Source organism: Vibrio penaeicida, from assembly GCF_019977755.1.
GTDB lineage: Bacteria > Pseudomonadota > Gammaproteobacteria > Enterobacterales > Vibrionaceae > Vibrio > Vibrio penaeicida.
Map to the genome: position 1 here is coordinate 1,389,244 of NZ_AP025144.1, position 26,672 is coordinate 1,415,915.

Sequence of the window (26,672 nt, forward strand, 5' to 3'; positions counted from 1 at the left end):
GATTATTGCTCTTTGTAACGCTAATGCAGTGTTTAGCCCACGAAGTTCGTGGGCTAATTCAAGGACTACCTATGATGAAATTGACTCATTTACTTGCTAGTGCCGCACTCGTTTCAGCAGTGTCGGCGCATGCTAGCGATTACACGCTGTCTTTGTTGGATTTTAATTCCACAATAGACAACGGCGACATCGTTTTTGCCCCATTTAAAAATACCACACGTGGCACGGGTTACGTTTGGTTTAGAGATTATGAATACGACTATCGGCTCCCTGTTGCTGGAGAGTATCGAACTAAAACAATAACGGTCAGCTTTGTTCCGAGAAGTGTTCAGAGCGGAGAATTTACAACTTTTGCTCGGGAAAACAACATCCGGCCAAACAGAAAGACCATCGTTCCTGACGATGCAATTCTTTGTCAGCCTACTCAAGCGTTAACCGACTTGCTTACCACATTTGAGTACTCGTCTGTGTCAACACGTCAACCTGGTTACCCTAAATTGTGTAGCTTAGTGATTCGTTACAACACCAGCTCAGCCAAAGAAGCTCAATTACTTGAACTTATCGATACTAAGCAGTTAATGCATGCAAAGTTTTCTTTGTCAGACCCTGCTGATCAGCCTGCACCTGGTGTGTTCATCGAAGTACCAAGTATTGTCAATCAGTTGGTTGAACAAAAGGTACTGGAACACGATCTACCATTGCCAACTGAACCACCAGTACAACCAGACCCACCAGTGTCATCTGAGCCAACATCAGGCGAACAAGGGGAAACCAGTCCCCCTCATGTCGATATTGGATGGTATGGATTGAGTCAAGGTATTAACTTTTACTCTTCACATGTCGATCCGACTTTGTTTGGCTTTGATGTTGGAACAACTATAGACAAGTCGCTGCTGTTTCAACGTTGGACGCAGTTCATAGATCTCTTCTTAGTGGTAGACGAGCAGCCTGGATACTGGGTTATTCCAGAAAAAGCAGCATCGGAAAAGATCGTTATTTCAGAGCCTATGCCTTCAACCCCGTTCGTTGAGGTTATGTACTGATTTTCTATGCCTTTTCTTATTACCTACTTAAGTTGTATGTGGGTTCGTTGCGTTCTAGTTTCCTTGCTAGGCGCAACGTTTTTACTGTCTTTCAATGGATACGCTCTTGAGTTGGATAATCGCACTTACAAAACGGCGATTGAGCAAGAATGCCATGGCTGCCATTTTGATAACCGAATGAAACCCGTCGGAACGTTGCCAAATGGTTCTCGAAAATGGACAGATCAAAAGTGCGTGGCGTGCCATACAGAAATTGACGAAATAGCGTACAACTACAGAAATAAGATCTCAGATCCACGATACGTCGCACTTCCAGTGAAGGACAAACGTCTTGAATCTATGGAGAAATACCCCCTTTCTTATTTACATGCACCCATATGGCCGATGTTTGAAAAACAAACGGTCAGAGTTAACCGAAAAACGTTAGTCAAATTCCTCAACGCCCCACATGGTACCTGTGACGGCAATAGCTGCAATGCCCCTAAAATGATGGCTTACACCAATATTTCTGAAGATGAAGTGATAGCGATCAATGAGCATTTGGGCGCTATACCCAATGAATCGGATTTGGAGGTGAAAGGCTCGATAAAGAAGGGAGAGGCGTTGTTTAAACAGAGTTGTTCTATGTGTCATGGCAATAGCCAGTTATCAGGCTATAACGCGAATGCGATGAGTTTGTTTTCTGCAGATTGGATCCACCAATATGCCAATGGTAAGGCGGTGGAAGGGAGAAGCATGCCCAAACTGCCAATCTCTCGTCGCGATGCTCATGACCTTTATGCTTATTTTCAACACTCACGTTCTGAAAATGAAGAAGCCTTAGCCAAGGCTGTTTCGCAAGTATCGGCTGATTTCGAACAACTTCCCACAGGGAGCATTCCGCCTAAAGCGCTGAACTATATATGGAACCGTTTATGGCGAGATACGGGCTGTGTGCATTGTCATGGTATTGAGGGAAGGGCGAAAGAGGTGTTTAACATGGCTGGCAAGGAGCATATAGAGCAGTGGCTAAGTGAAAACGACCCGAGCATTTTGTACCAACGGTTGGCTATACGGGAAAAAGAGAAAGAGTTTGGTATGGGAGCGACTCCAGCAGGGATGCCTGCAACGGGGCGCCCACTACCTAAACCACTCATTAAATTACTGGGTATCTGGATAAAGTCTGGTTGCCCAAATGAAAAGAACGAAAATATTTGCAAGGAAAAATGGAATCACCATGCGCAATAAAATCGTAAACACCCTTATTCAGTGCTTATTGCTGATATCTGTCTTCAACAGTGGCGTGACCGCCGCTCCCATAGACCCTTCATTAAAAAATGTAGAAGCCGAATTTCCCGCAGATATTCTGCATAAGTTTTACCTTTACGGTGATACCGTAGACGCAAATCTAGTGTGGTTTGTGCCTAAATTTGGTTCGATCGCACGAGATAACACTGGGTTTAATCAACCAGAGTTCGATATCGGCAGTGCTTATAGTGAACATCCTAATTATTTCCCAGGAGAGGAGCTGGTTTGGTTCAGTGGCGCGTTTGATACGAGAGGATTTGAAAAAGATATTGAGCATTTGTCTCAGGTCGCGTCTCAAAAAGGGTATCGAATCTTAGCGGCACAACCCAAAGCTGCTGAGACGTATTTTGTGGTTGATGGTGTCGACGTACAAAGTTTAGATTTGGATTGTTCTGAAAGCATTAGTACGTCATATGGGGATTTTCCAATTTGCTATGTTTTCGATCAGCAAGGCCAAAAGCACCCCGCGGAATTTGTAGCAAAGTTAGAATCGACGCTGCCAGAAAACACTATGAGTGATTATGTCGGTTTTAGAGGAATAACGGTCCCTTATTGGAAGGACACATTAAAAGACCTAATGGGGTACGGCTTAGCGATCAATGACCCCTTCGTGGGACAAAACTGGGACGATAAAATTCAGGTAGTGACAGTGTGGGAGCTAGACACACACTACAATCGACCTAGAGCGCGAATCAACATCAATTGGCCAGATCTGGTACATCGTTTTATTGAGTTTCAAAAAGCACACCCTGCGTTACTCACGGTGAGTGACATCAAACACCAAATAAATTCATGGGTTAGAGTTGCTCTCGCGACACAAAATGCCCCTTTTTATCTCCACACATTCAGTGCAAACAATGATGTTAACTTGATTACTGATGCCGTATATAAAGTGTTGAGCAAGAGAAGGCTGTTTGTTCCTCAGTGGGTGTTCACACGACCACCAATCAAGACGAATGTTTCGTCAAATGCCACTCGCAGTGAAAAGCGCTTGGTACCTATTGCTAATGGTGGGATTACGTTTTTTGTACCCGCGACGATAACAGTCAAACCAGAACTAAGATTTGCGATTAATCGTTCAGCGGCAAACCAGCCAAGACAAGACATTGATTTGCACTATGGTCCAAGTGTCCTTACCCTCAACCCACAAACTAATATGTACATTGAGTGCTTACATGGTGGGTGGAATTTACCTGTTAGATGGGCACGTACCTCTGCGTGTTTGGATACCCATTCCGATAACCAAGCTCGCCCACGTATTGGTTTAGAGGCGATGAAGAAGTTTATGCCCTCCTCGTTGAGGTAAACAATGACGGCATGCAGGTAAATGATTGCATGCCGTTTTATACCTCAATTAATCGACTCTCTCTAACAACTCAATTAGATTGCCAAAAGGATCGCGGAAATCAAAACGCTTCATGCTAGGTATTTGAACGCTTTTGTTGATGATGAAATCATGGGTTTCTAATGTCTTTCTCCACATATCAAGATCACTGACTTCGTAGGCAATATGAGCAGACGTATATGCGCGAAAGTTTTCATTTTCAATCGCAAAATGAATGGCAATGTCGCCAAGGCGTAACCAAAAGCTGCCATTACCTTCTAGCGTATTTGGTTTTGTCACTTGCCTGAGTCCGAGCACGTTACAATAGAAAGCTTTTGCCTCTTCTTGAGCACCACTCGGAATTGTAATTTGGATATGATTGATGGCTTTTAACATTGTTTTCTCGTTGGATTAAACTGAGATGGATCTGATGAGGGATAGAGCGAGCTCTATTTATAAAGGAGGTGCCCTACGCCACAATCACGGGGGGAGAAAGCAGCGCAGAGCAAATTTTTAATCCATTGTCGGCATAATGAAATCACTTTTGTGCTTCTCAAGTCGAACACTTGTTGGCCAGCGTGTGGTAACTGTTTTCATTCTGGTATAAAAACGCACGCCATCATTGCCGTGTACGTTCAAAGGTCCAAATATTGAGCGTTTCCATCCACCAAAACTGTGGAATGCCATTGGAACAGGAATCGGTACATTAACGCCTACCATACCTGCCAAGACATCCTCACTGAATTGTCTTGCGGTTTCACCGTCACGAGTGAAAATGGCGGTACCATTACCGTATTCATGGGTATTAATGAGTTCAAGTGCGGTTTGATAATCGGGCACGCGAACAACCGACAAAACCGGACCAAAAATTTCTTCCTGATAAATGGTCATGTCTGGCGTAACATGGTCGAAAAGTGTAGGACCGACAAAAAATCCATTTTCATGTCCTTCGACACTGCAGCCTCTGCCATCTATCGTGAGCTCGGCTCCTTGGGCTTCACCCGAATCGATGTACCCAATGATTTTTTGTCGATGTTCTGCGGATATGACTGGTCCCATGTCGTTTTCTTTACCATCTACCAGCCCAGGTCCCACACGCATAGCCGCTATTTTGTTCGTTAGCCCTTCAATTAGCGCGTTTGCAGTCTCATCACCAACTGCGACAACCACTGAAAGCGCCATGCAACGTTCACCCGCTGCGCCAAACCCAGCACCGAGAATGGCACCTGTTGCCATATCCATGTCAGCATCTGGCATCAGAATACAGTGGTTTTTTGCTCCGCCAAGTGCCTGACAACGCTTTCCATGAGCTGAAGCTGTCGAGTAAATGTATTCAGCAATAGGAGTAGAACCAACAAAGCTAACGGCTTGTACAGACGAGTGAGTAAGCAACACATCGACGGCTTCTTTGTCTCCATTAACCACGTTGAATACGCCATCTGGTAGCCCTGCCTGTTTCAGTAACTCAGCCAGCATTAATGCAAGTGAAGGATCTTTTTCTGAAGGTTTTAGAACAAATGTGTTACCGGTCGCGATGGCTATAGGAAACATCCACATTGGGACCATCGCTGGAAAGTTAAAAGGTGTTATACCTGCACAAACGCCTAATGGCTGCATGATAGAGTGGCTGTCTACACCACTGCCGACGTTTGCCGAGCTTTCACCTTTTTGAAGATGTGGGATACCGCAGGCAAACTCGACCACTTCCAGACCACGCGTTAACTCTCCCATGGCATCGGAAAATACTTTTCCGTGTTCATTGGATATCAATTCTGCGAGTGTGTGACTGTTTTCTTCAAGTAATGTTTTGAATTTAAACATGACACGAGCTCGACGAAGTGACGGGGTTTTGGACCACGTTGGAAAGGCGTTAGCGGCAGCTTCAATAGCTTCTTCGACTTCCGATGCTAGGCTAAGTACTACCTGTTTGGTCTGCTGCCCTGTCGCAGGGTTATACACTTTCCCAAATCTATCGGTTTGGCTTTCTACGCGCTGCCCGTTAATAAAATTGTTAATGGTTTCCATAGTTTTTCTCCTGATAAGTTAGCGCATAAGTTAGGAATTTCGCTGCTGCCAAACTGATATAAGCTGGTGGTAGTTACTTTTTACTTTTGAAATAAACGTTTCATCGTCTATTTCACACTTTAGCCACTGTTTCGTGGGCTCTCCAAAGATGGAACGACCTACAGCAAATCCTTGTACATTTTTACTTTGAGCAGCATCTCGGAATCCCTTTTCAAGTTGATCCAATGGTGCATCTAGCCCAAGTAAAACAATGCCACGGCAATAGGGATCTTGCTGCTCAATAAGTTCATCGATGTCTTTCCAGCCTTGTTGATCTATCGATGGCAACTTCCACCAGTCGGGCTTTATTCCTAAGTCATAAAGCTGTGAAAGCGCTGAAGTATATAGCTGACTTTCTTCCTCGGGAGAGCATGGTGCTGAGTCTTTAGGTAAAATGATTTCCAACAGCAATTCATGCCCACTTTGACAGCAAGCTTGGTAGATCTCTTGTAGATCTCGCTGTTGTTGAAGTTTGAGAGACTGCTCGTCGTTTGGATGATAGAAAACTAAACATTTAACAATATGCTCTTGTGGCCAGTTCACAAGCTGGCTACCAATATTGCCATGCTCAAGCATGAGAGGGCGGGAGGAAGGCAGCTCTATAGGGCGGCCAATCCAAACCATCGAGTCATTATTCTCTTTGATCCCTGTTGCTTGATTCAAAACATGCTGACCAAAAGTGCTGTCACAGAGAATACCCGATTTACCTTGTAGCCCTGCTTCTTCGGTAGCTTGACGGTAAGCCTGCCAAATCAACGACTTAATGTAAGGGATAGTATCAAGTTCACGGTTAGCTTCTCGCGCCATATCTGCGAACTGAGCCCTATGGTCAAACGCGAGGACGCAGATATCTTGCCATTCTCTTGCTCGCTTAGTGACGCGGTGGAGGTGATTTAGCTCGCGACTCACATCTGGGCGAGGAATATTTTCGGCGTGCGTAATGTAATAGTCGAGCTCGGCTTTTGTTGGCATAGCCGGAGCACAACCGTGTCGAGATACTACCAGAGCGCCACATGCGTTAGCGTAATTGCAGCTTTGCTCCCAAGATTCTCCGTTTAGATAACCACGCAACAGCCCCGACATAAAAGCGTCACCAGCGCCAAGCACGTTGAGGACATCCACTCTTACCCCTTTAACGGTAATACCTTCATCTAAGGTATCTGGAATGTCTGTGGTAAAGACACTGCAACCCATAGGACCACGCTTGCAGACCAACTCTGCTTTAGAGTAGTTTCGAATCCTTTTTAATGCCTCTACGGTATCAGTGGATCCCCCTGCGATGTGAAATTCTTCTTCAGTCCCAACAATCAAATCAAAGTAGTGTAATACATCCTGAAGTGACTGGGTCACGCTATCTGATTCGATGAATCGAGTTTCACCATCACCTAAAGAGGTGAGCCCCCATAGAACAGGACGATAGTCGATATCCAATGCGGTTTTTACACCGTGTTTTCGAGCATAAGATAATGCAGTAAGCACGGCTTCACGTGAGTTGGGGTTTGAAAGGTGCGTACCAGTAATGGCTAAACAACGCGACGATGCAATGTAACTCTCGGAGACATCATCTGGCGTAATCGCCATGTCAGCACAGTTATCACGGTAAAAGATAAGTGGAAAGGTGTCTTCGTCTTTTATGCCGAGTAAAACAAGCGCTGTGAGTCTGTCTTTGTCGGTGATTAAATGCGAAACATCCACCCCAGCACGAATCAATTCCTCTCTAACAAATCGACCCATATGCTCGTCACCCACTCGTGCCAACATGCCAGATTTTAGCCCTTGAATGGCAGTACCATAGGCGACATTTCCGGAAGAACCGCCTAAATACTTCGCAAATGTGGTCATGTCCTCTAAGCGAGATCCTATTTGATCGCCATATAAATCGACAGCCACTCTGCCCATGCAGATAACATCGAGCTTTTTATCTACTTCTTTCATTCCCTGCTCCTGATATTTCGAACCCACTTGTATTTCGTACTCACCTACATCTATTAATGTCTTTCTTTGCCATGAAGCGAAGTAATACATTGAATCAATTTATGAATGAAAGTGGCATATCGCAAATACAAATTATGAAATAAACGTTTCATTTAATCTACATCTGAAATTTTTAAATCGCAAGAGTTTTGTTGTTTTTTTGAACGGTTAAAAGGTCTTTTAACAAGGCTAAGACCTAAATTGAACTCGAGAGAAATGAATTGAGCTGAAAAGAAACGGAAAATTGGCGTTCTATCTGAACCTAATTTTTTTTCTAAAGATGAATCTCAAGTGTCCGATAAATAAGAAATTAGTAAATAATCTAATTGAGTCAAAATATTGACAATGGTACGTACGTCATACCTGTTGGTGTATCGGATAAAATTCGCCATTAGATTGACGAATTAGCATGAAAAACTTAGTCCTCAGTCGCTAGTAATTTACTAATCCTGTTGATAGATTGTGCCTGTAAAATATTTGTTAACACCAACTCTTGGTTGTGACAAATACGAGTTTGCAAAAGGAGGTTGGGAATATGCGAACGCTATCTGTTCATTTGAAAATTACACTGCTGGCTGGTCTCTGCCTGCTCTTTACATCGGTGAGCTTGATAGGTTTTTCAATCTACAATGCAACGGGTAACCAGAAGATTGTCATTGACCATAGTTCCCAATCCGTTATCGATAAATCTCAGCAAATCTTAGCTGGCATGGCCAAACTGAATGCTGCAGAAGTTCAAACTTATCTTGATGAAGCAACCTACCGCGCTGAAATGCTGGGTGAGAGTGCGTTATTTCTGCAGCGCAATGCATTAGAAAACTTTACTCCAAGTGAAGAACTGCGAACCGCGCTCAATGAAATGGTGAATAACACGGTAGTACGTTTTCCAACCGTGCGTGGGGCTTACCTTGTTTTTAACGAAGATGCGCTTGATGGGGAAGACAGTAACTATCATGGTGCAGACTATGTAGGCTCCAACGAAAAGGGGCGATTTGCCAGCTATTGGTCGATTTCTCCTGAAGATGAAACGCTTGTTTTTGGTGAGCCGCTAGAAGAAAGTACATTAATGGATTCGTCTCAGGCAGAGCGCTTTCTATGTCCTATAAATTCCGGTCAAGCTTGCGTTACCTCACCGCGCATTATCAACAGCCAGAATGGTGATGTGTTGCAAACGTCACTGACCGTCCCACTTGTATCTGAAGAAGAAGTGGTTGGTTTCCTTGGCGTTGAGTTATCTCTTAATGCTCTGATTGATACGGTGATGCAGTCGGATCAAGCCTTATTTGCAGGTAAAGGGCACATTACAATTTTGAGTTTAGACGGCACTTTGATCGCAACAGACGATTCCAGCGCCAAACTGGGTGAAAAATATCAGAGCGATAGGGTCAGCGCTTCTATGCTGGAGGGTTTCCTATTTTCGAGCGAAGTCCAAACCCAATGGAGTGCGGATAAACAATGGCTCACGGTGTTTTCACCTGTCTCTGTGGCAAACCAAACGTGGGGTGTCATGTTAGAAGTGCCCCGCGAGAGCGTATTGGCCGACGCGACTCGACTTGATTCGGTTATAACGGAATTGGTTAATGGCTCCATTTCAAACGAATTGATGGTCGGTGTTGTGCTGGTTCTATTTGGCTTGGTGTTGATCGCCGGTCTTGCTACTCGCTTAGTGAAGCCTATTAAGGAAGTGGTTACTAGATTGGACGATATTGCATCTGGGGAAGGGGATTTAACTCAGAGACTGGATGTACAAACCCAAGACGAAATTGGTCAATTAGCGGCGGGCTTCAACAAATTCTTAGATAAGTTACAAGTGATCATCAAAGAGGTGGTTGCGACGACGCACGATATTTCTTCGACGTCAGAACAATCGGGGCAAGCGGCATCGGTGACTCGCCAAAGCAGCGATGCGCAGTTTAAAGAAGTTGACTTAGTTGCCACAGCATCCGAAGAAATGACGCAAACGGCGGGCTTGGTCGTTCAAAATGCCGAAATTGCGGTTCAAGCGGCAAACGAAGCCAATATGTCTGTCTCTCAAGGTAAAGAGGTGATTGGCGACTCTTCGGATGAAATGACGAAGTTGGTTGATAAAATGACCAGCGCAGTGCCAGTGGTTGAAGACTTAGCGAAGAATAATGCGGCCATTACCGAAATCCTTTCGGTGATTGAAGGCATTTCTGAGCAGACTAACTTGTTAGCGCTAAACGCGGCGATAGAAGCTGCGCGCGCAGGAGAGCAAGGGCGAGGCTTTGCGGTGGTCGCCGATGAAGTACGAAACTTGGCAAGCCGAACACAAGATTCAGTAGGCGAAATCCGAGAAGTGATTGAAAAAGTACAAGTTGGGACCAAAAATGTCGTGAGCGCAATTCAAGAAGGAAATGAACTGGCTGCGCACACACATGATCAGGTTGATAAAGCGGTAAAAGAGCTTAATACAATCGATGAATCCATTGTGGCTATCGTGGACATGAACTCTCAGATTGTAAAAGCGGCGGAAGAGCAACAGTCGGTGTCTGGAGAGGTGAATCTTAACGTGTCTAATATCCGTGAGTTAAGTGCACAGATTTTGGAACAGGCGGAATCATCAGAAAGAATCAGTAAAGAAATTTCCGCAATATCCTCACGACAAAAAGACTTGGTCAACCAGTTTAAAGTGTAGGTTTGTTACCCATAAAATACTAAAGGGAGCTTCACGCTCCCTTTTGCTATTTGACATGTCGTGACTTTACTCGTGAGTAAACCAATATCCACGATTGACGAAATCACTAAGGATGTCGAGTGCTGTACCTGCATCACCGGAGTTGTCAATATCGTCCCAAATGATGACGCTTTGATCACACAGAGTATGTATGAGCTCTTGTTGAGATTCTTCTACAGTAACAACATCACCGTTTACATAAGCGGTGAGCGGATTGTTTTCATGGTAATACGCTCGAAGACCGGAAACACGCTCAATAGCCCCACCTTCTTGTAGATAGCCTTGTAGCTCCTCTGGTGTCCATTTCTCTTCAGCAGAGACAATATCTAATTGATGGCGAGATTGGCTCACTAGGCAGCCAATGAACTTATCGAGTGTCGCTTCGTCGTTCAATGAGTTTTTTAACATGGCTTTTAACTGACTGAGGTCTTTATCCTGAATGACCCCTTTTGTTTCTTGTGTTTCTTGAGCAGGGTTATGCAGATGGTGATCACCCATATCATGAGCCAATACGTAATCCGCAAAATTGGAGAGAAGTTCCTGCTGCTTAGGAGAACGGTAACCGACGGAGTAACTCATTGAAGGTTGAAGGGCGTAGCCATCGTGTGGAAAACCGGGTGGGATATAAAGAATGTCACCGGGTTCGAGCACGTCGTCGATGATAGGCTCAAATCCTTCAATTTGCCTAAGCACAGAGTGGCGGCAAGTCTCTTTATATTGCCCTTCATCAAGCGCGCCTACACGCCAATGACGTTTCCCTAAACCCTGAACAATGAATACATCGTATTGGTCTATATGAGGACCAACACCACCACCTTGAACGGAGTAACTAATCATTAAGTCGTCAAACAACCAGTTGGGCATCGCATCGAATGCTTTAACAAGTTCAGCCGCTTCTGGGTGCCAATGATTGGCAGCTTGAACGATAAATGACCAGTTGGTTTCGGCCAGCTCCGCGAATTTTTCTTCAGGAAAAGGACCGTGTTCGGCTACCCAGTTGTCATCTAAATTGGAGACAAAGCGCGAATCAATTTCCTCTTCCATGGTTAAACCGGCTAATTCATCCGGAGAAAGAGGGTCCGAAAAGTTAGAGAAACCACCTTTGATAATGGTCGGCTTTTTCTGCCAGTAATGAGTAAGAAATTCTTCTATTGAAAAGGAGAGCTGGTACATGGTGGATTCGCATCTTTAAAATTTGCCGACATTCTATACCTAAGTAACCACATTAACTACACCCAAGTGCCGTCAAGCTGGTGGGATACGAGCCCTCAAGTATGTGGATTCTATATTTGTCTTGGTTTTGAATAGGAAAAGATGAAGAGCGGTAAGATATAGTCATCTTACCGCCGCCGGGATTTAGGGTCTGTTGACCTTTTGAGAAGCTTTATTGGATTGAGTTGAAGAGGAAAAGTCGACGCTTTTCAGAGTGCCTTTTTTCTGCTTTTGTTCTTTAGACGATTCTCGTCTTTTCAAGAGGTATCTTGGCCGCTGTTTGGTTTCAATGTATAACCGACCCACATATTCCCCAATAATTCCTATTCCAATCAACTGGATACCACCAAGGAATACAATAGCGACAATTAATGTAGGGAAACCAGGGACAGGGTTCTCATTGATGAATTTGTCTAAAATAATCCAACTGCCGTAACACAGAGACATAAAAGAAATAAAGAACCCGATGTAACTCCATACTCTAAGTGGAAGAGTCGAGAAACTGGTTATCCCCTCTATGGCAAAGTTCCAAAGTTTCCAGCCGTTAAATTTAGATATACCAGCCGCGCGCTCATTTCGTGTGTATTCAACTATTTCAACTTTTCCACCAACCCATGAAAGAATACCTTTCATGAATAGGTTTCGTTCAGGGAGTTGTTTGATATGCTCGACGGTGTCGCGAGAAAGTAAACGGAAGTCTCCGACGTTCTCTTGAATTTTCAAGTCACTTATTCGGTTATGTATTTTATAGAACATTTCAGCGGTGTTTCTTTTTAATACACTGTCACTTGTTCTATCGACTCGTTTGGCGAGCACGACGTCTGCCCCTGCTTGCCATTTGTCGACCATTTCAGGGATCACATCGATAGGGTCTTGGAGATCTACATCGATAGGAATAACGGCGTCACCGGAAGCGTGCTCCAATCCAGCCATTAGTGCGGGTTCTTTACCGAAGTTTCGAGTAAAGCTCAAAGAGATGACATTTTTATCGCTAACTGATAATGCTTCAATAATGCTTTCGGTAAGATCCGTACTTCCATCATTAATAAACAAAATTTCAATGTCATAGCGGCTAAGTTCGCTATTTTCTTTTACCGTTTTATAAAAGAGAGGAATAGCCTCTTCTTCATTAAAAACTGGAACTACCAAGGATATTTTAATGCTATCTCTCATCAACAAACCGAATAAGTTAATAATTAGATTTTAAACTCAGGCTTAGTATGATGGGGTTAGGAGAAGCCTAAGTACATCTAAATTATGTAAGTAAAATTGTTAAGTTGAACAATGTCTCATTTAAATGTTCACTAGCTGAATCTTTCTCTACTTATTATAAATTAAGATCATTGTATTAATAATATTCTATTTAATTATATTCACTGAGTTGATAATTAGCTTCATATCAGAAGTAATGATTTCTTATAAATTATTTATTTAATTACTAATGTTATTTTCTTACTTTTATCGTGGTTTTTTATAAATAAATCATGGCTATATAGCGAAAAAGCTGCCCATAAGGCAGCTCAATATTTATAGTAATTAGCTCAATTGGTGGGTAAGCCCACTGTTACCAAACGTAGCGACGAGGGTTCGAGTTACCCCAAATTGTGTAGATTTCAGGAAATATCATGTCGGTGTGCGTTTCTATCTCACCAATGGTTATGCTGTTGTCACCTTGCGTACCAAACAGTACCGCTTCTGAATTCTGGCGAATGCCGTGAACATCGGTTACATCAACCATTGTTGTATTCATCGAAATCTTGCCTACAACAGGAACACGTTGACCGTTTATGATAACTTCTGCTTTGTTACCAAGGCTGCGGTTATAACCATCTGAATAACCAAGTGGTAGGTTGGCTAGAATGGTCTCACGTTCTGTGACGAATGAACTGTCATACCCAACTGTGCTGCCCGCAGGAAGTCTATGCAAAGATGCCACTTTTGTTTTGTAAGAAACGATAGAAGGGTACTCAGCATGTCCAGGAAGATCGCCATACAAAACACCGCCTGGGCGCACCATATCAAACTGAGCTTCTGGTACGTTGAGTGATGTAAATGAGTTGGCAGCGTGAAGAGTCACATCTTCGCGATCAAGGTCTGAGTTCTCAATGATCCAAAGTGCACTTTGCTCAAATTCTGCGGCTTTCTCTTTAATGTAGTCGACTTCATAGTTAGGGAAGTGAGTCATGATTCCCACGATCTCAACATTGTCGAAGTCCGCCATTTTCAACGCGTCTCGTTGTCCACGTTGTGTCGACATATCTAAGCCGTTACGACCCATTCCGCCAGAATTCAGCGCAAGGTGAACATTAATTTCAGTATCAAAGCGTTCTGCAATTCGCTCGATCTGGCGAGCTTTAGATAACGAACCCACTAGCTCTTCAACATCGTATTGAATCGCGTTAGCAATTTCTTTGCGGCTCGCCGCACGCACACGAATTAACTGTCCATCAAAGCCAGATTCACGCACGATACGTGCTTCTTCATTACTTGCAATAGCAACGCATGGAATGTCTTGGGCAAGGATAGTCGGCATAAGTCCTTGAATGCCATTTCCATAAGCGTCCGCCTTCATAACTGCACAAATACTCGTACCTTTATTAACAAAAGTTCGGAATTGATTAATGTTATCGTTGAACTGAGACAGGTTTACTTCAAGCCATGCATTGCTGGTTTTGTATTCATTGCTGTATTCGCTTTCAATACCCGAAAGCAGTGGCGCACTTAGTGCAGGCGTTGAAATAGTGGTCGCGGCAGCAAAAGACAGCGCTAAAAGAGTTAATTTAGTTTTCATGTTTTTTCTCCAAAGCATCCCCCTCCCGAGTAAACGAGTGAACATAGGAGAGGGCATTAAATTTATATGCTGGGCGAATTGAACGCCCAGACGGAATCGGGTTACGTTGGGTCAATGGACCCAAGTAATGAAAGAGTTACACCAGTCGGAATTTTGCCATTGACTGCTGCAGCGATTGAGACAGTTGCTCTAACTCAGAGCAAGACTGTGCGGTTTGAAGAGAGCCTTGTGCGACTTGTTCGGACGAGCTTTGCATGTTTTCAACACGAACCGAAAGGTCACCAACTACCGCGGATTGCTGGCTACAAGCACTGGCTATTTGAACACCCATATCAGAAATTTGAGTCACAGCATTTTGGATGTCACCCATAATATCTTGAACTTGATCGCCCAGCCCTAAACACCTCGACGTGCTTTCTTGGCTACCATCAGATACGTTTTTCACTTTCTGAGTGCTGGCTTTAAATTCTTCGATGATAGTGCTGATTTCACCAGTTGAATCTTGTGTACGTCCAGCAAGTGAGCGTACCTCTGAAGCAACAACAGCAAAGCCACGGCCACTCTCGCCAGCGCGTGCTGCTTCGATTGCTGCATTAAGTGCAAGAAGATTCGTTTGTTCTGCGATATCTTGAATCACGTCGACAAAAATATGGATTTGTTGTGAGCGCTTTTCTAATTCAGCGACTGTTTCACTTGAAAGACGAATAGAGTCCGCGACTTCCATCATGGCATCGATCATCAGTTTCACTTGATCGTTGCCATTTTTAGTCAGGTTCATCGCATCTTGTGTTTCTTGAGCGGAGGTTTCTGTGTTTTTCGAAATATCATGAATGACAGATTCCATCTCTGTCATTGCAGACGATACTTGGCTGGTTTCTTTTTGTTGGTGTTGCATACCTTCCGCTGATTGACTTGAAATCATGTTCACTTCACCAGCAGAGTGGTTAACTTGAGAAACCGCAGAGGCAACTTGTTCAATAAGAGATTTAAGGTTGTTTTGCATGGATTCGACGGAAGTCGCTAGCTGGCCTAGTTCGTCTTTTCCGATAGCGTTGTGATCCAGTTTTTGCGAAAGATCACCGTCTGCGATGTCGTTAGCCAAGGTCGCGACAGCGGTAAGTGGACCACATATCACCTTAGTAAGAACAACGGTAACGATAAGCATGACAATAAGTGCCAGAGCGTTGCTTGTTAGGTTCTTCATCTCCAAGCCATCGATCTCAGAAAGAATCGTAGCTCTGTTACTCAACATTGCATCGTTCAGAATACGTTTCAATGTAGTGAAAGAGCGGGACATTGACTCTGCTGTCGCTTGGTTATTGAGAACCAATTTTTGAGCTTGCAGATTGTTATCATCAACCAGTAACTCGTGGAATTGGTTGCTTTGCAGGATGTATTGATTCCAATCACTCATTAGTTGGTCAAACGTGTTCTGCTCTTCACCTGGCCAGACTGTTTTGCCGTAAGCTGCTAGGTTTTTTGATAGCTCTTTTTTTAGTAGCTCATTGCTTTGAATGTCGCTCAGAAGTTCAGCGTGGTTATTATGAACCTTTAGCAATTTGTACTGAGAAAGGCGTAACTCTAAGAAATCTTGTTGGAGTGACTCAACGGTCATGACCGCTGGTAGTGTGTCGTCAGCGTAGTTGAGCAGCTCGTTTTGAATGTGTTTTAAACCGTTCAGGAAAAAGACAGCAAAAATAATGTTAATAACTGCAATCAAGGAAAATGACAAAGCAAGTTTTTTGCTGATTGCGAGATTTTTAAGAAACATAAATTCCTCTTTATTTTATGGCTCAGATTTGTGTTGTGTATTTTTTGTATTTCTATAACCATCCTTGATTTGGTGTGATTTATATCACAATAAATAATGATTTGTACTACATTTATATATTTAGTTACATTATCGGAAATGAGAATTCTTATAAAACAAATGGTTAATGAAATGCGCAACTATTCGTGTATGAAAAAAGAGCTGCATGATCAAAGTTTGAGCTTTTAATGAAACGCAATTGAATTAATTATGTTTATGGCTCAATTGTGAGAATTTAAATCACGAGTTAGGCGGGGTTAATGCGGTTTTTACATCGATTATTGGATGAAAATAAAAGCTAGGAGGAGTTCTGAGGGCAGAAAAAAACCAGCGGAGATAACCCCGCTGGTTTTAATATTCTTAGTATTATCTAAGTTATAGTTTGTCTGTTAACTCAATTGCTTGACCAATGTAGTTAGCTGGTGTCATTTCTTTCAAACGTGCTTTTTCGCTTTCAGGAAGCTCTAAGCCATCGATAAAGTTACGCATTGCTTCACCATCGATACGCTTACCACGTGTGAGTTCCTTTAACTTCTCATAAGGCTTTTCAATGCCGTAGCGGCGCATTACCGTTTGTACTGGCTCTGCCAATACTTCCCAGTTTTGGTCAAGTTCTGCTAGTAATGCCTCACGGTTTACTTCTAATTTGCTAATGCCTTTTAGAGTCGACGTATACGCAATGATTGCGTAACCCACGCCAACACCCAAGTTACGAAGTACAGTCGAATCCGTTAGATCACGCTGCCAACGCGAGATAGGCAGTTTCTGAGCTAGGTGATTGAATACTGCATTTGCTAGACCCAAGTTACCTTCAGAGTTTTCGAAGTCGATTGGGTTAACTTTGTGTGGCATCGTTGAAGATCCAATCTCACCAGCAATAGTCTTCTGCTTGAAGTGACTCAATGCAATGTAGCCCCATACATCGCGATCGAAATCGATCAGAATGGTATTGAAACGAGCGATCGCATCAAACAATTCTGCAATGTAATCGTGCGGCTCGATCTGTGTTGTGTATGGGTTCCACGTCACATCTAGAGATTCAGTGATGAACTCTTCACTAAACTTGTGCCAGTCCAGTTCTGGGTAAGCAGAAAGGTGCGCATTATAGTTACCTACTGCGCCGTTGATTTTAGCCAAGATTTCAACATTGGCGATTTGCTTGTATTGACGCTCCATGCGGTAAGCAACGTTCGCCATTTCTTTACCCATCGTTGATGGGGATGCTGGCTGACCGTGCGTACGAGAAAGAAGAGGAATGTCGCGGTACTCTTCAGCAAGGGCTTTAATCGCATCAATGATGTTTTTAATTTCAGGAAGGATAACAGTTTCACGCGCTTCTTTAAGCATTAGAGCATGAGAAGTGTTGTTAATGTCTTCTGAAGTACAAGCGAAATGAATGAATTCATTTACTGCGTGAAGTTCTGGTACACCTGCAACTTTTTCTTTCAGGAAGTATTCAACAGCTTTAACGTCGTGGTTAGTCGTGCGCTCAATTTCCTTGATGCGAGCAGCGTCTTCTTCGCTGAAGTTTTCTGCTAGCTCGTCCAAGAATTTATTTGCTTCAGCGCTGAATGCAGGGACTTCTGCAATAGCATCTGTAGCTGCAAGCTTCTGTAACCAACGGATTTCAACGATTGAACGATACTTTAGGAGGCCATACTCACTAAAGATACTGCGTAACGCAATCGTTTTACTTCCGTAGCGGCCGTCTACCGGTGAAACAGCAGTCAATGCTGACAGTTCCATGTTATTCTCCTGAATATCTGAGTGATTTGTTAAGTTAGATTCGTGCCAGTAAAATTTGGGCTTGCTCGAGCATGCTCTTGCGGCCAAAAATTAGATGGCGACGCTTGCCGCCTGTTTGACGCCAAAGTACGGCGCATCGGATGCCTGAAAGCAACAGAGCACGGACTTTGTGTTGGTTGGCGGTTTGCTGTAATACTGAAGGGGTGCCAGTAACTTGAATACGAGGACCAATCGGGCTGACTACATCCAAGTAAATGCTGGCGAGATTGCTGATCATGTTGTCATCGAACAGATCAAAATGTTCGGTTTGGCGTTGAGCCATTTGAATGCGATCGCCCAATTGAGATAGGGCGTCACGGCGGGCACTTAGCTTACGCTCCAGTGCCATCAAAGAGATCAGGTAGCGAGTCACTTCGCTGCCAGCAGGCGTGCTGTCGATGCCTTTTTCTAGGCATTCCAACCCGATCTTTAGGTTTGATTCATCCCCGAATACTTCAATAGTGTTGTTAGGGGTGGTGTTCAAAATGGCTTTAATAGAGGTTTCAAACGCGTCTTTATCACAGTGACCTTCTTTCGCGATATCTTGCATCAGCGCTACTGCTTGGCACATGCCAGCAAAAGCGATGGTACGGTCATAAAGTGTATTAGCCACGTAAGTGCTCCTTAATTATCAAATACGTTTTTCTATGATGCCGCCGCCCAAACAGACTTCGTCTAAATAAAAGACAGCAGATTGTCCAGGTGTTACAGCAACTTGCGGTTCATCAAAAATGACTTTTATGGTTTCGTCATTAACCGGGATGATAGTACAAGGAATATCTTGTTGGCGATAGCGCGTTTTCACGGTACAGGACATTGGTTGCTTGATCACTTCGCGATCGACCCAATGAAGCTGTGATGCCATTAAACCAGTGGATTTAAGAAGTGGGTGATCAGCGCCTTGAACCGCAATGAGTACATTACGTTTTAGATCTTTCTCTGCAACATACCAAGGGTCTTCGTTTCCGCCACCGCCTTTTTGCCCACCGATATGCAAGCCTTTACGCTGACCTAAAGTATGGTACATCAAGCCTTGGTGCTCCCCAATAACGCGCCCTTCAGGTGTTTCAATCTTTCCAGGCTGTGCAGGCAAGTATCGAGAGAGGAAGTCGGTGAACTTACGTTCGCCTATAAAACAAATACCGGTGGAGTCTTTTTTCTTGGCTGTGATCAAGTCTTGCTCTTCTGCAATACGTCGTACTTCAGGCTTCTCTAGTTCGCCTACAGGAAACAGGCTACGAGCAACTTGTTCTGAGCTTAGTGTATAAAGGAAGTAGCTTTGGTCTTTATTGCCATCCAGCCCACGCAACATTTTTGGCTTTTCGCCTTCCACTGTAGGGAAGGTACGACGAACATAGTGACCCATGGCAATGTAGTCTGCCTCCAGAACTTCATCGGCAAATTCTAGAAATGCTTTGAACTTGATTTCTTTGTTGCAGAGGATATCTGGATTAGGAGTGCGTCCGGCTTTGTATTCTGCTAAGAAGTACTCGAAAACGTTATCCCAGTACTCCGCAGCAAAGTTGATGGTGTGTAGGTGGATACCCAATTTGTCACAAACAGCTTGTGCGTCTGCCAAGTCTTCCGCTGCGGTGCAGTATTCCTCATTATCGTCTTCTTCCCAGTTCTTCATAAACAGGCCTTCAACTTGGTAGCCTTGTTGCTTCAGAAGGTAGGCGGAAACAGAGGAGTCAACACCGCCGGACATACCGACGATCACTTTCTTTTGGCTGTTATCTGACATTGTTTTTACCACATAAATTACTTGGGGGCAGATTCTAACAGAAAGAATTTGCTGGATACAGATCCGAGAGTTAAATCACAAAAAGCAATCGGTGTACTTGCTGAAAACTTCACCAATATCTCGAAATGACGACCTATACGGAGACGTACTTCCATTTACCTGGTTGTAAGTCGCCTACGTTCCAATCTCCCATGGAATAACGGATCAAGCGAAGAGTAGGGAAGCCTATATTGGCTGTCATTCGGCGTACTTGACGATTTCTTCCTTCTACAATGGTAATCGCAAGCCAAGTCGTTGGAATAGAAGCGCGGAAGCGAACGGGTGGGTGGCGTTCCCATACATTGGGCTCAGGTATGATGTCTACTTTTGCGGGCAATGTTATGCCATCTTTCAATTCGACACCTTTTCTTAGCTTTTCGAGATCTTCCTCTGCTGGCGAGCCTTCGACCTGAACCCAATAGGTTTTAGGGGATTTTGATTTTGGCTGCGTCAATCGGGCTTGCAAGATTCCGTCGTTAGTAAGCACCATAAGACCCTCACTGTCTCTGTCTAGCCTACCTGCCGCATACACTTCCTTTACTGATATATAGTCCGCTAGCGTTTTTCTGCCTTCCCCATCTGTAAATTGGCTTAGCGTGTCAAACGGTTTGTTAAACAGAAGTACCTTACGCTCTTCTGCTGACACACTGTTGGTTTTATGAGGTGTTTTATGCGATTTTTTTGATCGAACTTTGGCATTTGTTTTAAAAGATGACGTGCGAGAAGCACCAGAACTCTTTGATTTTACGCTGCGAGAGCGAAAAGACATGTTAACTACCTTGCAAAAATGTAAACGAACTGTGGGTGAAAGTTTAACTTCATTTGTGATTAGGCTATGATTTGCGCGCCAAAAAACAGGAATCACGAACTGAATGATAGACTAAACAATCAGAGTTGTTTAGTTTTACGTGAGTACGGTATCCGCTACAGGATACAGACGCTACACCCTTTCCATTATTACGATAAATGAGGATGTGTACGTGATACCAAACCAGTGTTTTCTGTTTGGTCAGAATTACCGGTACAGGTAATCGGTTGAACTAGAATAGAAACACTATAGAGTCAATGACTCTTAAAGGAGTTTGGGAAAACAATCGCGGTCAGCCATAGGAGGATGTAGTACGGACTGACTGGCGATACATTCATGCAGACCTATTTCTCATCCAATAGAGACTGTCAGATATATAGGGAAATTTCATGCCAACAACTAAGCCTACTATAATTTATACAATCACTGATGAAGCGCCCGCTTTGGCAACTTATTCGCTACTGCCTATTATCCGCGCGTTTACTTCATCATCTGATATCAACGTCGAAACAAGAGATATCTCACTAGCAGGGCGTATTATTGCTAACTTCCCTGATTACTTAACGGAAGAGCAACGTATCGGCGATGCTCTAACTGAGCTAGGTGAGCTGGCAAAAACGCCTGAAGCGAACATCATTAAACTGCCTAACATTTCCGCATCTGTACCTCAGTTACAAGCAGCGGTTAAAGAGCTTCAAAGCAAAGGCTACGCACTTCCAAATTACCCGGAAGAGCCAAAAACAGCCGAAGAAACAGCCGTTAAAGCGGTATACGACAAAATCAAAGGCAGCGCCGTTAACCCGGTTTTACGTGAAGGTAACTCTGACCGTCGTGCGCCTGCTTCTGTTAAAAATTACGCAAAGAAAAACCCGCATTCAATGGGCGCTTGGAGTGCAGACTCTCAATCTCACGTTGCTAGCATGAGCGACAGCGATTTCTTTGGTAGCGAAAAATCAGTCACTATTGATGGTGCAACGAGCGTACGTATTGAATTCGTTGGCGCTAACGGCGACATCGATGTACTAAAAAGTGAATTTCCTTTGCAAGACAAGGAAATCATTGATGCTTCTGTAATGAACAAAGCGGCATTGGTTTCGTTCTTCGAGAAAGAAATTGAAGAAGCAAAAGAGCAAGACGTTCTACTTTCTCTTCATATGAAAGCAACCATGATGAAGGTTTCGGATCCTATCATCTTTGGTCATGCTGTTCGTGTTTACTACAAAGACGTTTTCGAAAAATACCAAGAAGTGTTTGAACAAATTGGTGTTGATGTAAACAACGGTATTGGCGATGTGTACGCGAAAATTACGTCACTACCAGAAGCGCAACAAGAAGAAATTAAAGCAGCGCTGCAAGCGGTCTATGCGACTCGCCCAGCCCTTGCAATGGTTGACTCTGACCGTGGCATTACCAACCTACATGTACCAAGTGATGTGATTGTTGATGCTTCTATGCCAGCAATGCTTCGTTCTTCTGGTCAAATGTGGGGGCCAGATGGCAAGCTAAAAGACACGAAAGCGATGATCCCAGATCGTAGCTACGCAAGTGTTTACCAAGCCGTTATCGATTTCTGTAAAGAAAACGGTGCTTTCGACCCAACAACAATGGGCAGCGTGCCAAATGTTGGCTTGATGGCACAAAAAGCGGAAGAGTATGGTTCGCACGATAAAACATTTGTTCAGAAAGCGTCGGGTCAAGTACGTGTTGTCGATACGGCTGGTAACGTGCTAATTGAACAGGATGTTGAAGAAGGCGACATCTTCCGTATGTGTCAGGTGAAAGATGCTCCGATTCAAGATTGGGTGAAATTGGCGGTTAACCGTGCTCGTGCTACTGGTGTTCCTGCTGTTTTCTGGCTTGATGAAAACCGCGCTCACGATGCGCAGCTAATCAAGAAAGTAAATGCTTACTTGCCTGAGCATGATACCTCTGGTTTAGAAATTAAGATCCTAGCGCCACTTGAAGCGACTCAATTCTCTTTGGTTCGTATTAAAGACGGTCTAGATACTATTTCTGTAACGGGTAACGTACTTCGCGATTACCTAACTGACTTGTTCCCAATTTTAGAGCTGGGTACTTCTGCAAAAATGTTGTCTATTGTTCCGTTGATGAACGGCGGTGGTCTATTTGAAACAGGCGCTGGTGGTTCTGCACCTAAGCACGTTCAGCAAGTAGAAAAAGAAAACCACCTACGTTGGGACTCATTGGGCGAATTCCTTGCACTGGCTGCGTCTCTCGAGCATTTGAGCACGGTAGCGGGCAACAAGAAAGCACAAGTTCTTGCTGATGCTCTGGATAAGGCAACAGGAGAGTTCCTAGATAAGAACAAATCACCTTCACGTAAAGTGGGTGAGCTAGATAACCGTGGTAGCCATTTCTACCTAGCGTCATACTGGGCGAAAGCATTGGCTGAACAGTCAGACGATGTTGAGTTGTCTGCGCAATTTGGTCCTATTGCGAAGCAAATGGCTGAAGGCGAAGAAACGATCGTTAAGCAACTTAACGATGCCCAAGGCGTTGCGGGTGAGCTTGGTGGATATTTTGCACCTGTAGATGCGAAAGCATCTGTACTAATGCGTCCAAGCGAATTGTTGAACAGTATCGTTGACGCGGTATAAAGCGAAGAGAGAAAAAGGCTGCAATCCTATGTGTTGCAGCCATTAATTTAAAGCTTTTACCCATGCTCTGTTTAAAGTCGCTAGGGTATAAAAACAAAGAAACCCGCGTCAGCGGGTTTCTTATACTCCGAATTTCGATTATTTGGCTGGTTCGCCTTCAATTGGAATTACAGAGCTCGCATGGAAGCCTTTTGGACCCTGCTCAACTTCGTAGTTGACTGGTTGTCCAGCTTTAAGAGTACGGTATCCGTCCATTTTTATTGTTGAGTAGTGCGCGAAAATATCGCCCTCTTCTCCTTCCGGACAGATAAACCCAAATCCTTTGGCGTTATTAAACCACTTCACTGTACCTGTAGCCATGCTATACATCCCTCATGCATTTTTTAGTAACTGATGTTGTTTACGTCGACGCAGCTGTATCTATCAATATTGTTGCATCATACTGCTATGGCTATCAATTCAGCAATTGCTAAAATTTTAGCCACCAAGAACACAATTTAGTCAATGAATGAGCCCAGTCAATAGTTTGCAGTAATAAAATCTAACAATTTGACAAAGATTTCATTTTTGAGATTAACAAAATTATAACTAGAGTGCATATTGACAATAATGTTGTTGTGGATATTTAAAGTGATATTTTCCTCAATAAAAAATCTCTCTAAAGTTTGAATAACTCCAATAGCAATGTTTTATTTGCAGGGATACAATTGGTGCATTAGTCTTAAGTAGAGGGTGAAATTTGAGTAACATCCTTGAGTCTCAATCCTCCTAAAAACCGACAAAAAAATGAGCAAGCAATATCAATGGGTCACTCCAGACTCGGATTTACTGGAGAAAGAAAAAACACAAGTAAAACCACCGGCTATGTACAACGTTATTCTCAACAATGACGATTACACGCCAATGGATTTTGTGATTGAAATACTCGAACGTTTCTTTTCAATGGATATAGAAAAAGCAACACAAGTGATGCTCAAAGTGCATTACGATGGGAAAGCAATTTGTGGTACTTACACTGCCGAAGTTGCGGAGACAAAGGTGGCGCAAGTCACTGTGCACTCGAAAGAGAATGAGCATCCGCTGTTATGTACAATGGAGCAGGCATAAAGCTTGCTTGAGCAACATAGGTTGTTCTTTTGGGGAGGTACTTATGCTAAATAAAGAACTAGAGTCGAGCCTTAACAGTGCTTTTGCTCGTGCGAGAGACAAACGCCATGAATTCATGACCGTTGAACATCTGCTCCTCGCGCTACTCGACAACGACGCTGCAAAAGAAGCACTAAAAGCATGCCAAGCTGATCTGGACGTTCTTCGTCAGGAGCTTGATACATTTATCGATCAAACAACACCTCTCATTCCAGAAAACGATGAGACAAGAGAAACTCAACCTACTCTAAGTTTTCAACGCGTATTGCAGCGTGCTGTTTTCCACGTCCAGTCTTCAGGGCGTAGTGAAGTAACGGGTGCGAATGTATTGGTTGCTATCTTTAGCGAGCAAGAGTCTCACGCGGCTTATCTACTCAAGAAAAATGACATTAGCCGCTTAGATATCGTTAACTACATTTCGCATGGAATCAGTAAATCACCGCAAAATAATGGTGAAGAAGATTCGTCTTCTAATGTATTTGGTGAAGAGTCTTCATCGGAAGATGGCAACTCTGAAGAACGATTAGAAAACTTTGCAACTAATCTAAATCAGATTGCAAAACAAGGGCATATTGACCCGCTTATTGGTCGAGATAAAGAACTTGAGCGTACGATACAAGTACTTTGCCGACGCCGTAAAAATAACCCACTGCTGGTTGGTGAGGCGGGTGTAGGTAAAACGGCAATTGCTGAAGGGCTGGCTTGGAGAATTGTAGAAGGCCAAGTGCCAGAAGTGATCAAAGACAGCGTTATTTACTCTTTGGATATCGGTTCTTTACTTGCTGGTACTAAGTACCGCGGTGACTTTGAAAAACGCTTCAAAGCAATACTTAAGCAGCTAGAAAAAGAAGAAGACGCGATTCTGTTTATCGATGAAATTCACACTATCATCGGGGCAGGTGCCGCATCTGGTGGGCAAGTTGATGCCGCTAATTTGATTAAACCACTCCTTAGCAGTGGCAAGCTTCGTTGCATCGGTTCCACTACGTATCAAGAATACAGCAATATTTTTGAAAAAGAGCGAGCGCTTTCACGCCGATTCCAGAAGATCGATATCGTAGAACCTTCGTTGGACGATACGACTAAGATTTTGATTGGTCTTAAGCCTAAATACGAAGCTCACCATGAAGTTCGCTACACCAAGCAGGCTTTACGTGCTGCGGTAGAGCTTTCAGCCAAATACATCAATGAGCGCCATTTGCCCGATAAAGCAATAGACGTAATTGATGAGGCAGGTGCACGTAGCCGTCTGGCTCCGGCAAGTCGTCGTAAGAAGACGGTGGGTGTTTCCGATATTGAGAATATGGTTGCCAAAATGGCTCGCATTCCGGAAAAATCCGTATCTTCTTCAGACAAAGATATCCTGCTGAATCTTGATGAAAAAATGAAGATGTTGGTGTTCGGTCAAGACCCTGCAATCGAAGTATTGAGTGAAGCAATCAAGCTTACTCGAGCAGGATTAGGTGCAGACAACAAACCTGTTGGTTCGTTCTTGTTCGCTGGTCCTACTGGTGTCGGTAAAACTGAAGTAACGGTTCAGCTTTCCAAGCTATTAGGCGTCGAGTTGTTGCGCTTTGATATGTCTGAGTACGGTGAACGTCATTCTGTGAGCCGATTGATTGGTGCACCTCCTGGTTATGTTGGTTATGACCAAGGTGGCTTGTTGACTGATGCTGTGATTAAACATCCTCATTCAGTTGTATTGCTTGATGAGATTGAAAAAGCACACCCAGATATCTTTAACCTGCTGCTACAAGTTATGGATAACGGTACACTAACAGACAACAATGGACGCAAAGCGGATTTCCGTAATGTGATTCTGGTTATGACAACCAACGCTGGCGTTGCCGAGACGGTTAAGAAGTCTATTGGCTTGATTCAGCAAGATCATAGCCATGATGCAATGGGTGAAATTAAGAAAGTATTCACTCCTGAGTTCCGTAACCGTTTGGATAACATCATTTGGTTTAACAGCCTAGATGAAAGTGTGATTCACCAAGTCGTTGATAAGTTTATTGTTGAGCTTCAAGCGCAGCTTGATTCACGCGGTGTTTCTATGGAAGTGTCAGAAGATGCTCGCCACTGGTTAGCACACAAAGGCTACGACAAGACCATGGGTGCGAGACCAATGGCTAGGGTGATTCAAGAGAACCTCAAGAAGCCGCTTGCCAATGAGTTGCTGTTTGGCTCGCTAGTTGATGGGGGAACCGTTAAGGTAACTCTAAAAGATGATGAGTTGGTGTTCCATTATGAGAACAAGAAAGAAGCAGTTCCTCATTAATTGAACGAAAATTGTTAACTCTAAATGCGCCTCTAAGGGCGCATTTTTTAT

19 protein-coding genes are annotated in these 26,672 nt (G+C 43.7%); 7 read left to right on the forward strand and 12 right to left on the reverse strand.

Translation table 11 applies throughout. The features are described 5' to 3' along the window. The first annotated feature begins 71 nt into the window (after positions 1 to 71). Genes LDO37_RS06535 through LDO37_RS06545 form a run of 3 tightly spaced genes read left to right on the forward strand, consistent with a single transcriptional unit; the run spans position 72 to position 3,636 of the window. Positions 72 to 1,043, forward strand: a complete 972-nt coding sequence (locus LDO37_RS06535; protein ID WP_126606079.1) for a hypothetical protein — start codon at positions 72 to 74, stop codon at positions 1,041 to 1,043. 6 nt (positions 1,044 to 1,049) lie between these two features. Further along, entirely contained in the window at positions 1,050 to 2,270 is a 1,221-nt protein-coding gene (locus tag LDO37_RS06540) for a c-type cytochrome (RefSeq protein WP_126606078.1), read from the forward strand. Beyond that, positions 2,260 to 3,636: a hypothetical protein gene (locus LDO37_RS06545; protein ID WP_126606077.1), complete on the forward strand. Its 1,377-nt coding sequence runs from the start codon at positions 2,260 to 2,262 to the stop codon at positions 3,634 to 3,636. The genes LDO37_RS06540 and LDO37_RS06545 overlap by 11 nt, the downstream gene beginning before the upstream one ends. A 48-nt stretch (positions 3,637 to 3,684) precedes the next feature. Here LDO37_RS06545 and LDO37_RS06550 read toward each other — a convergent pair whose 3' ends face one another. The 3 genes from LDO37_RS06550 to LDO37_RS06560 all read right to left on the reverse strand — a co-directional run bounded on the left by LDO37_RS06550 (position 3,685) and on the right by LDO37_RS06560 (position 7,653). Next, complete coding sequence (locus LDO37_RS06550) at positions 3,685 to 4,050, reverse strand: VOC family protein (RefSeq protein WP_126606076.1); 366 nt, start codon at positions 4,048 to 4,050, stop codon at positions 3,685 to 3,687. A 117-nt stretch (positions 4,051 to 4,167) separates the two neighbouring features. Further along, complete coding sequence (locus LDO37_RS06555) at positions 4,168 to 5,679, reverse strand: CoA-acylating methylmalonate-semialdehyde dehydrogenase (RefSeq protein WP_126606075.1); 1,512 nt, start codon at positions 5,677 to 5,679, stop codon at positions 4,168 to 4,170. Positions 5,680 to 5,709: 30 nt separating this feature from the next. Continuing rightward, entirely contained in the window at positions 5,710 to 7,653 is a 1,944-nt protein-coding gene (locus tag LDO37_RS06560; protein WP_126606074.1) for a bifunctional 5-dehydro-2-deoxygluconokinase/5-dehydro-2-deoxyphosphogluconate aldolase, read from the reverse strand. 574 nt (positions 7,654 to 8,227) lie between these two features. Between LDO37_RS06560 and LDO37_RS06565 the strand changes: the two genes are divergently transcribed. Further along, a complete protein-coding gene (locus LDO37_RS06565; protein ID WP_126607756.1) occupies positions 8,228 to 10,348 on the forward strand; it encodes a methyl-accepting chemotaxis protein in 2,121 nt (706 codons plus the stop codon). 66 nt (positions 10,349 to 10,414) lie between these two features. Here LDO37_RS06565 and LDO37_RS06570 read toward each other — a convergent pair whose 3' ends face one another. The 8 genes from LDO37_RS06570 to LDO37_RS06605 form a co-directional block, all read right to left on the reverse strand. Beyond that, the gene (locus LDO37_RS06570; RefSeq protein ID WP_126607757.1) at positions 10,415 to 11,560 is read right to left on the reverse strand and encodes a cupin domain-containing protein; all 1,146 of its coding nucleotides are present in this window, start codon (positions 11,558 to 11,560) and stop codon (positions 10,415 to 10,417) included. Positions 11,561 to 11,743: 183 nt separating this feature from the next. After that, complete coding sequence (locus LDO37_RS06575) at positions 11,744 to 12,772, reverse strand: glycosyltransferase family 2 protein (RefSeq protein WP_221768532.1); 1,029 nt, start codon at positions 12,770 to 12,772, stop codon at positions 11,744 to 11,746. Between the two features lie 391 nt (positions 12,773 to 13,163). Continuing rightward, positions 13,164 to 14,390: an alanine racemase gene (gene alr, locus LDO37_RS06580; RefSeq protein WP_126610350.1), complete on the reverse strand. Its 1,227-nt coding sequence runs from the start codon at positions 14,388 to 14,390 to the stop codon at positions 13,164 to 13,166. Between the two features lie 136 nt (positions 14,391 to 14,526). Continuing rightward, complete coding sequence (locus LDO37_RS06585; protein ID WP_126610351.1) at positions 14,527 to 16,161, reverse strand: methyl-accepting chemotaxis protein; 1,635 nt, start codon at positions 16,159 to 16,161, stop codon at positions 14,527 to 14,529. Positions 16,162 to 16,575: 414 nt separating this feature from the next. Then, positions 16,576 to 17,946 (reverse strand): adenylosuccinate lyase, encoded by a 1,371-nt coding sequence (purB, locus tag LDO37_RS06590; RefSeq protein WP_126605992.1) that lies wholly within the window; start codon positions 17,944 to 17,946, stop codon positions 16,576 to 16,578. Positions 17,947 to 17,980: 34 nt separating this feature from the next. Beyond that, the gene (gene hflD, locus LDO37_RS06595) at positions 17,981 to 18,598 is read right to left on the reverse strand and encodes a high frequency lysogenization protein HflD (protein WP_101112282.1); all 618 of its coding nucleotides are present in this window, start codon (positions 18,596 to 18,598) and stop codon (positions 17,981 to 17,983) included. An 18-nt stretch (positions 18,599 to 18,616) separates the two neighbouring features. Then, the gene (mnmA, locus tag LDO37_RS06600; protein ID WP_126605993.1) at positions 18,617 to 19,729 is read right to left on the reverse strand and encodes a tRNA 2-thiouridine(34) synthase MnmA; all 1,113 of its coding nucleotides are present in this window, start codon (positions 19,727 to 19,729) and stop codon (positions 18,617 to 18,619) included. A 133-nt stretch (positions 19,730 to 19,862) separates the two neighbouring features. Next, positions 19,863 to 20,537 carry a pseudouridine synthase gene (locus LDO37_RS06605; protein WP_185829693.1) on the reverse strand — a complete coding sequence of 225 codons (675 nt, stop codon included), beginning with the start codon at positions 20,535 to 20,537 and terminating at the stop codon, positions 19,863 to 19,865. A gap of 428 nt (positions 20,538 to 20,965) precedes the next feature. Here LDO37_RS06605 and LDO37_RS06610 point away from each other — a divergent pair, with 428 nt between their 5' ends. After that, on the forward strand, positions 20,966 to 23,194 hold the full coding sequence (locus tag LDO37_RS06610; RefSeq protein WP_126605995.1) for an NADP-dependent isocitrate dehydrogenase: 2,229 nt from the start codon (positions 20,966 to 20,968) through the stop codon (positions 23,192 to 23,194). A 138-nt stretch (positions 23,195 to 23,332) separates the two neighbouring features. Here the strand turns inward: LDO37_RS06610 and cspD are convergent, their stop codons facing one another. Continuing rightward, positions 23,333 to 23,554, reverse strand: a complete 222-nt coding sequence (cspD, locus tag LDO37_RS06615; protein WP_167404702.1) for a cold shock domain-containing protein CspD — start codon at positions 23,552 to 23,554, stop codon at positions 23,333 to 23,335. Positions 23,555 to 23,980: 426 nt separating this feature from the next. On the opposite strand from cspD, the gene clpS reads away from it, so the two are divergent. Together clpS and clpA are read left to right on the forward strand one after the other, a co-directional pair. Then, positions 23,981 to 24,301: an ATP-dependent Clp protease adapter ClpS gene (gene clpS / locus LDO37_RS06620; RefSeq protein WP_101112287.1), complete on the forward strand. Its 321-nt coding sequence runs from the start codon at positions 23,981 to 23,983 to the stop codon at positions 24,299 to 24,301. Between the two features lie 43 nt (positions 24,302 to 24,344). Further along, positions 24,345 to 26,621, forward strand: a complete 2,277-nt coding sequence (gene clpA / locus LDO37_RS06625; protein WP_101112288.1) for an ATP-dependent Clp protease ATP-binding subunit ClpA — start codon at positions 24,345 to 24,347, stop codon at positions 26,619 to 26,621. Positions 26,622 to 26,672 lie beyond the last annotated feature (51 nt).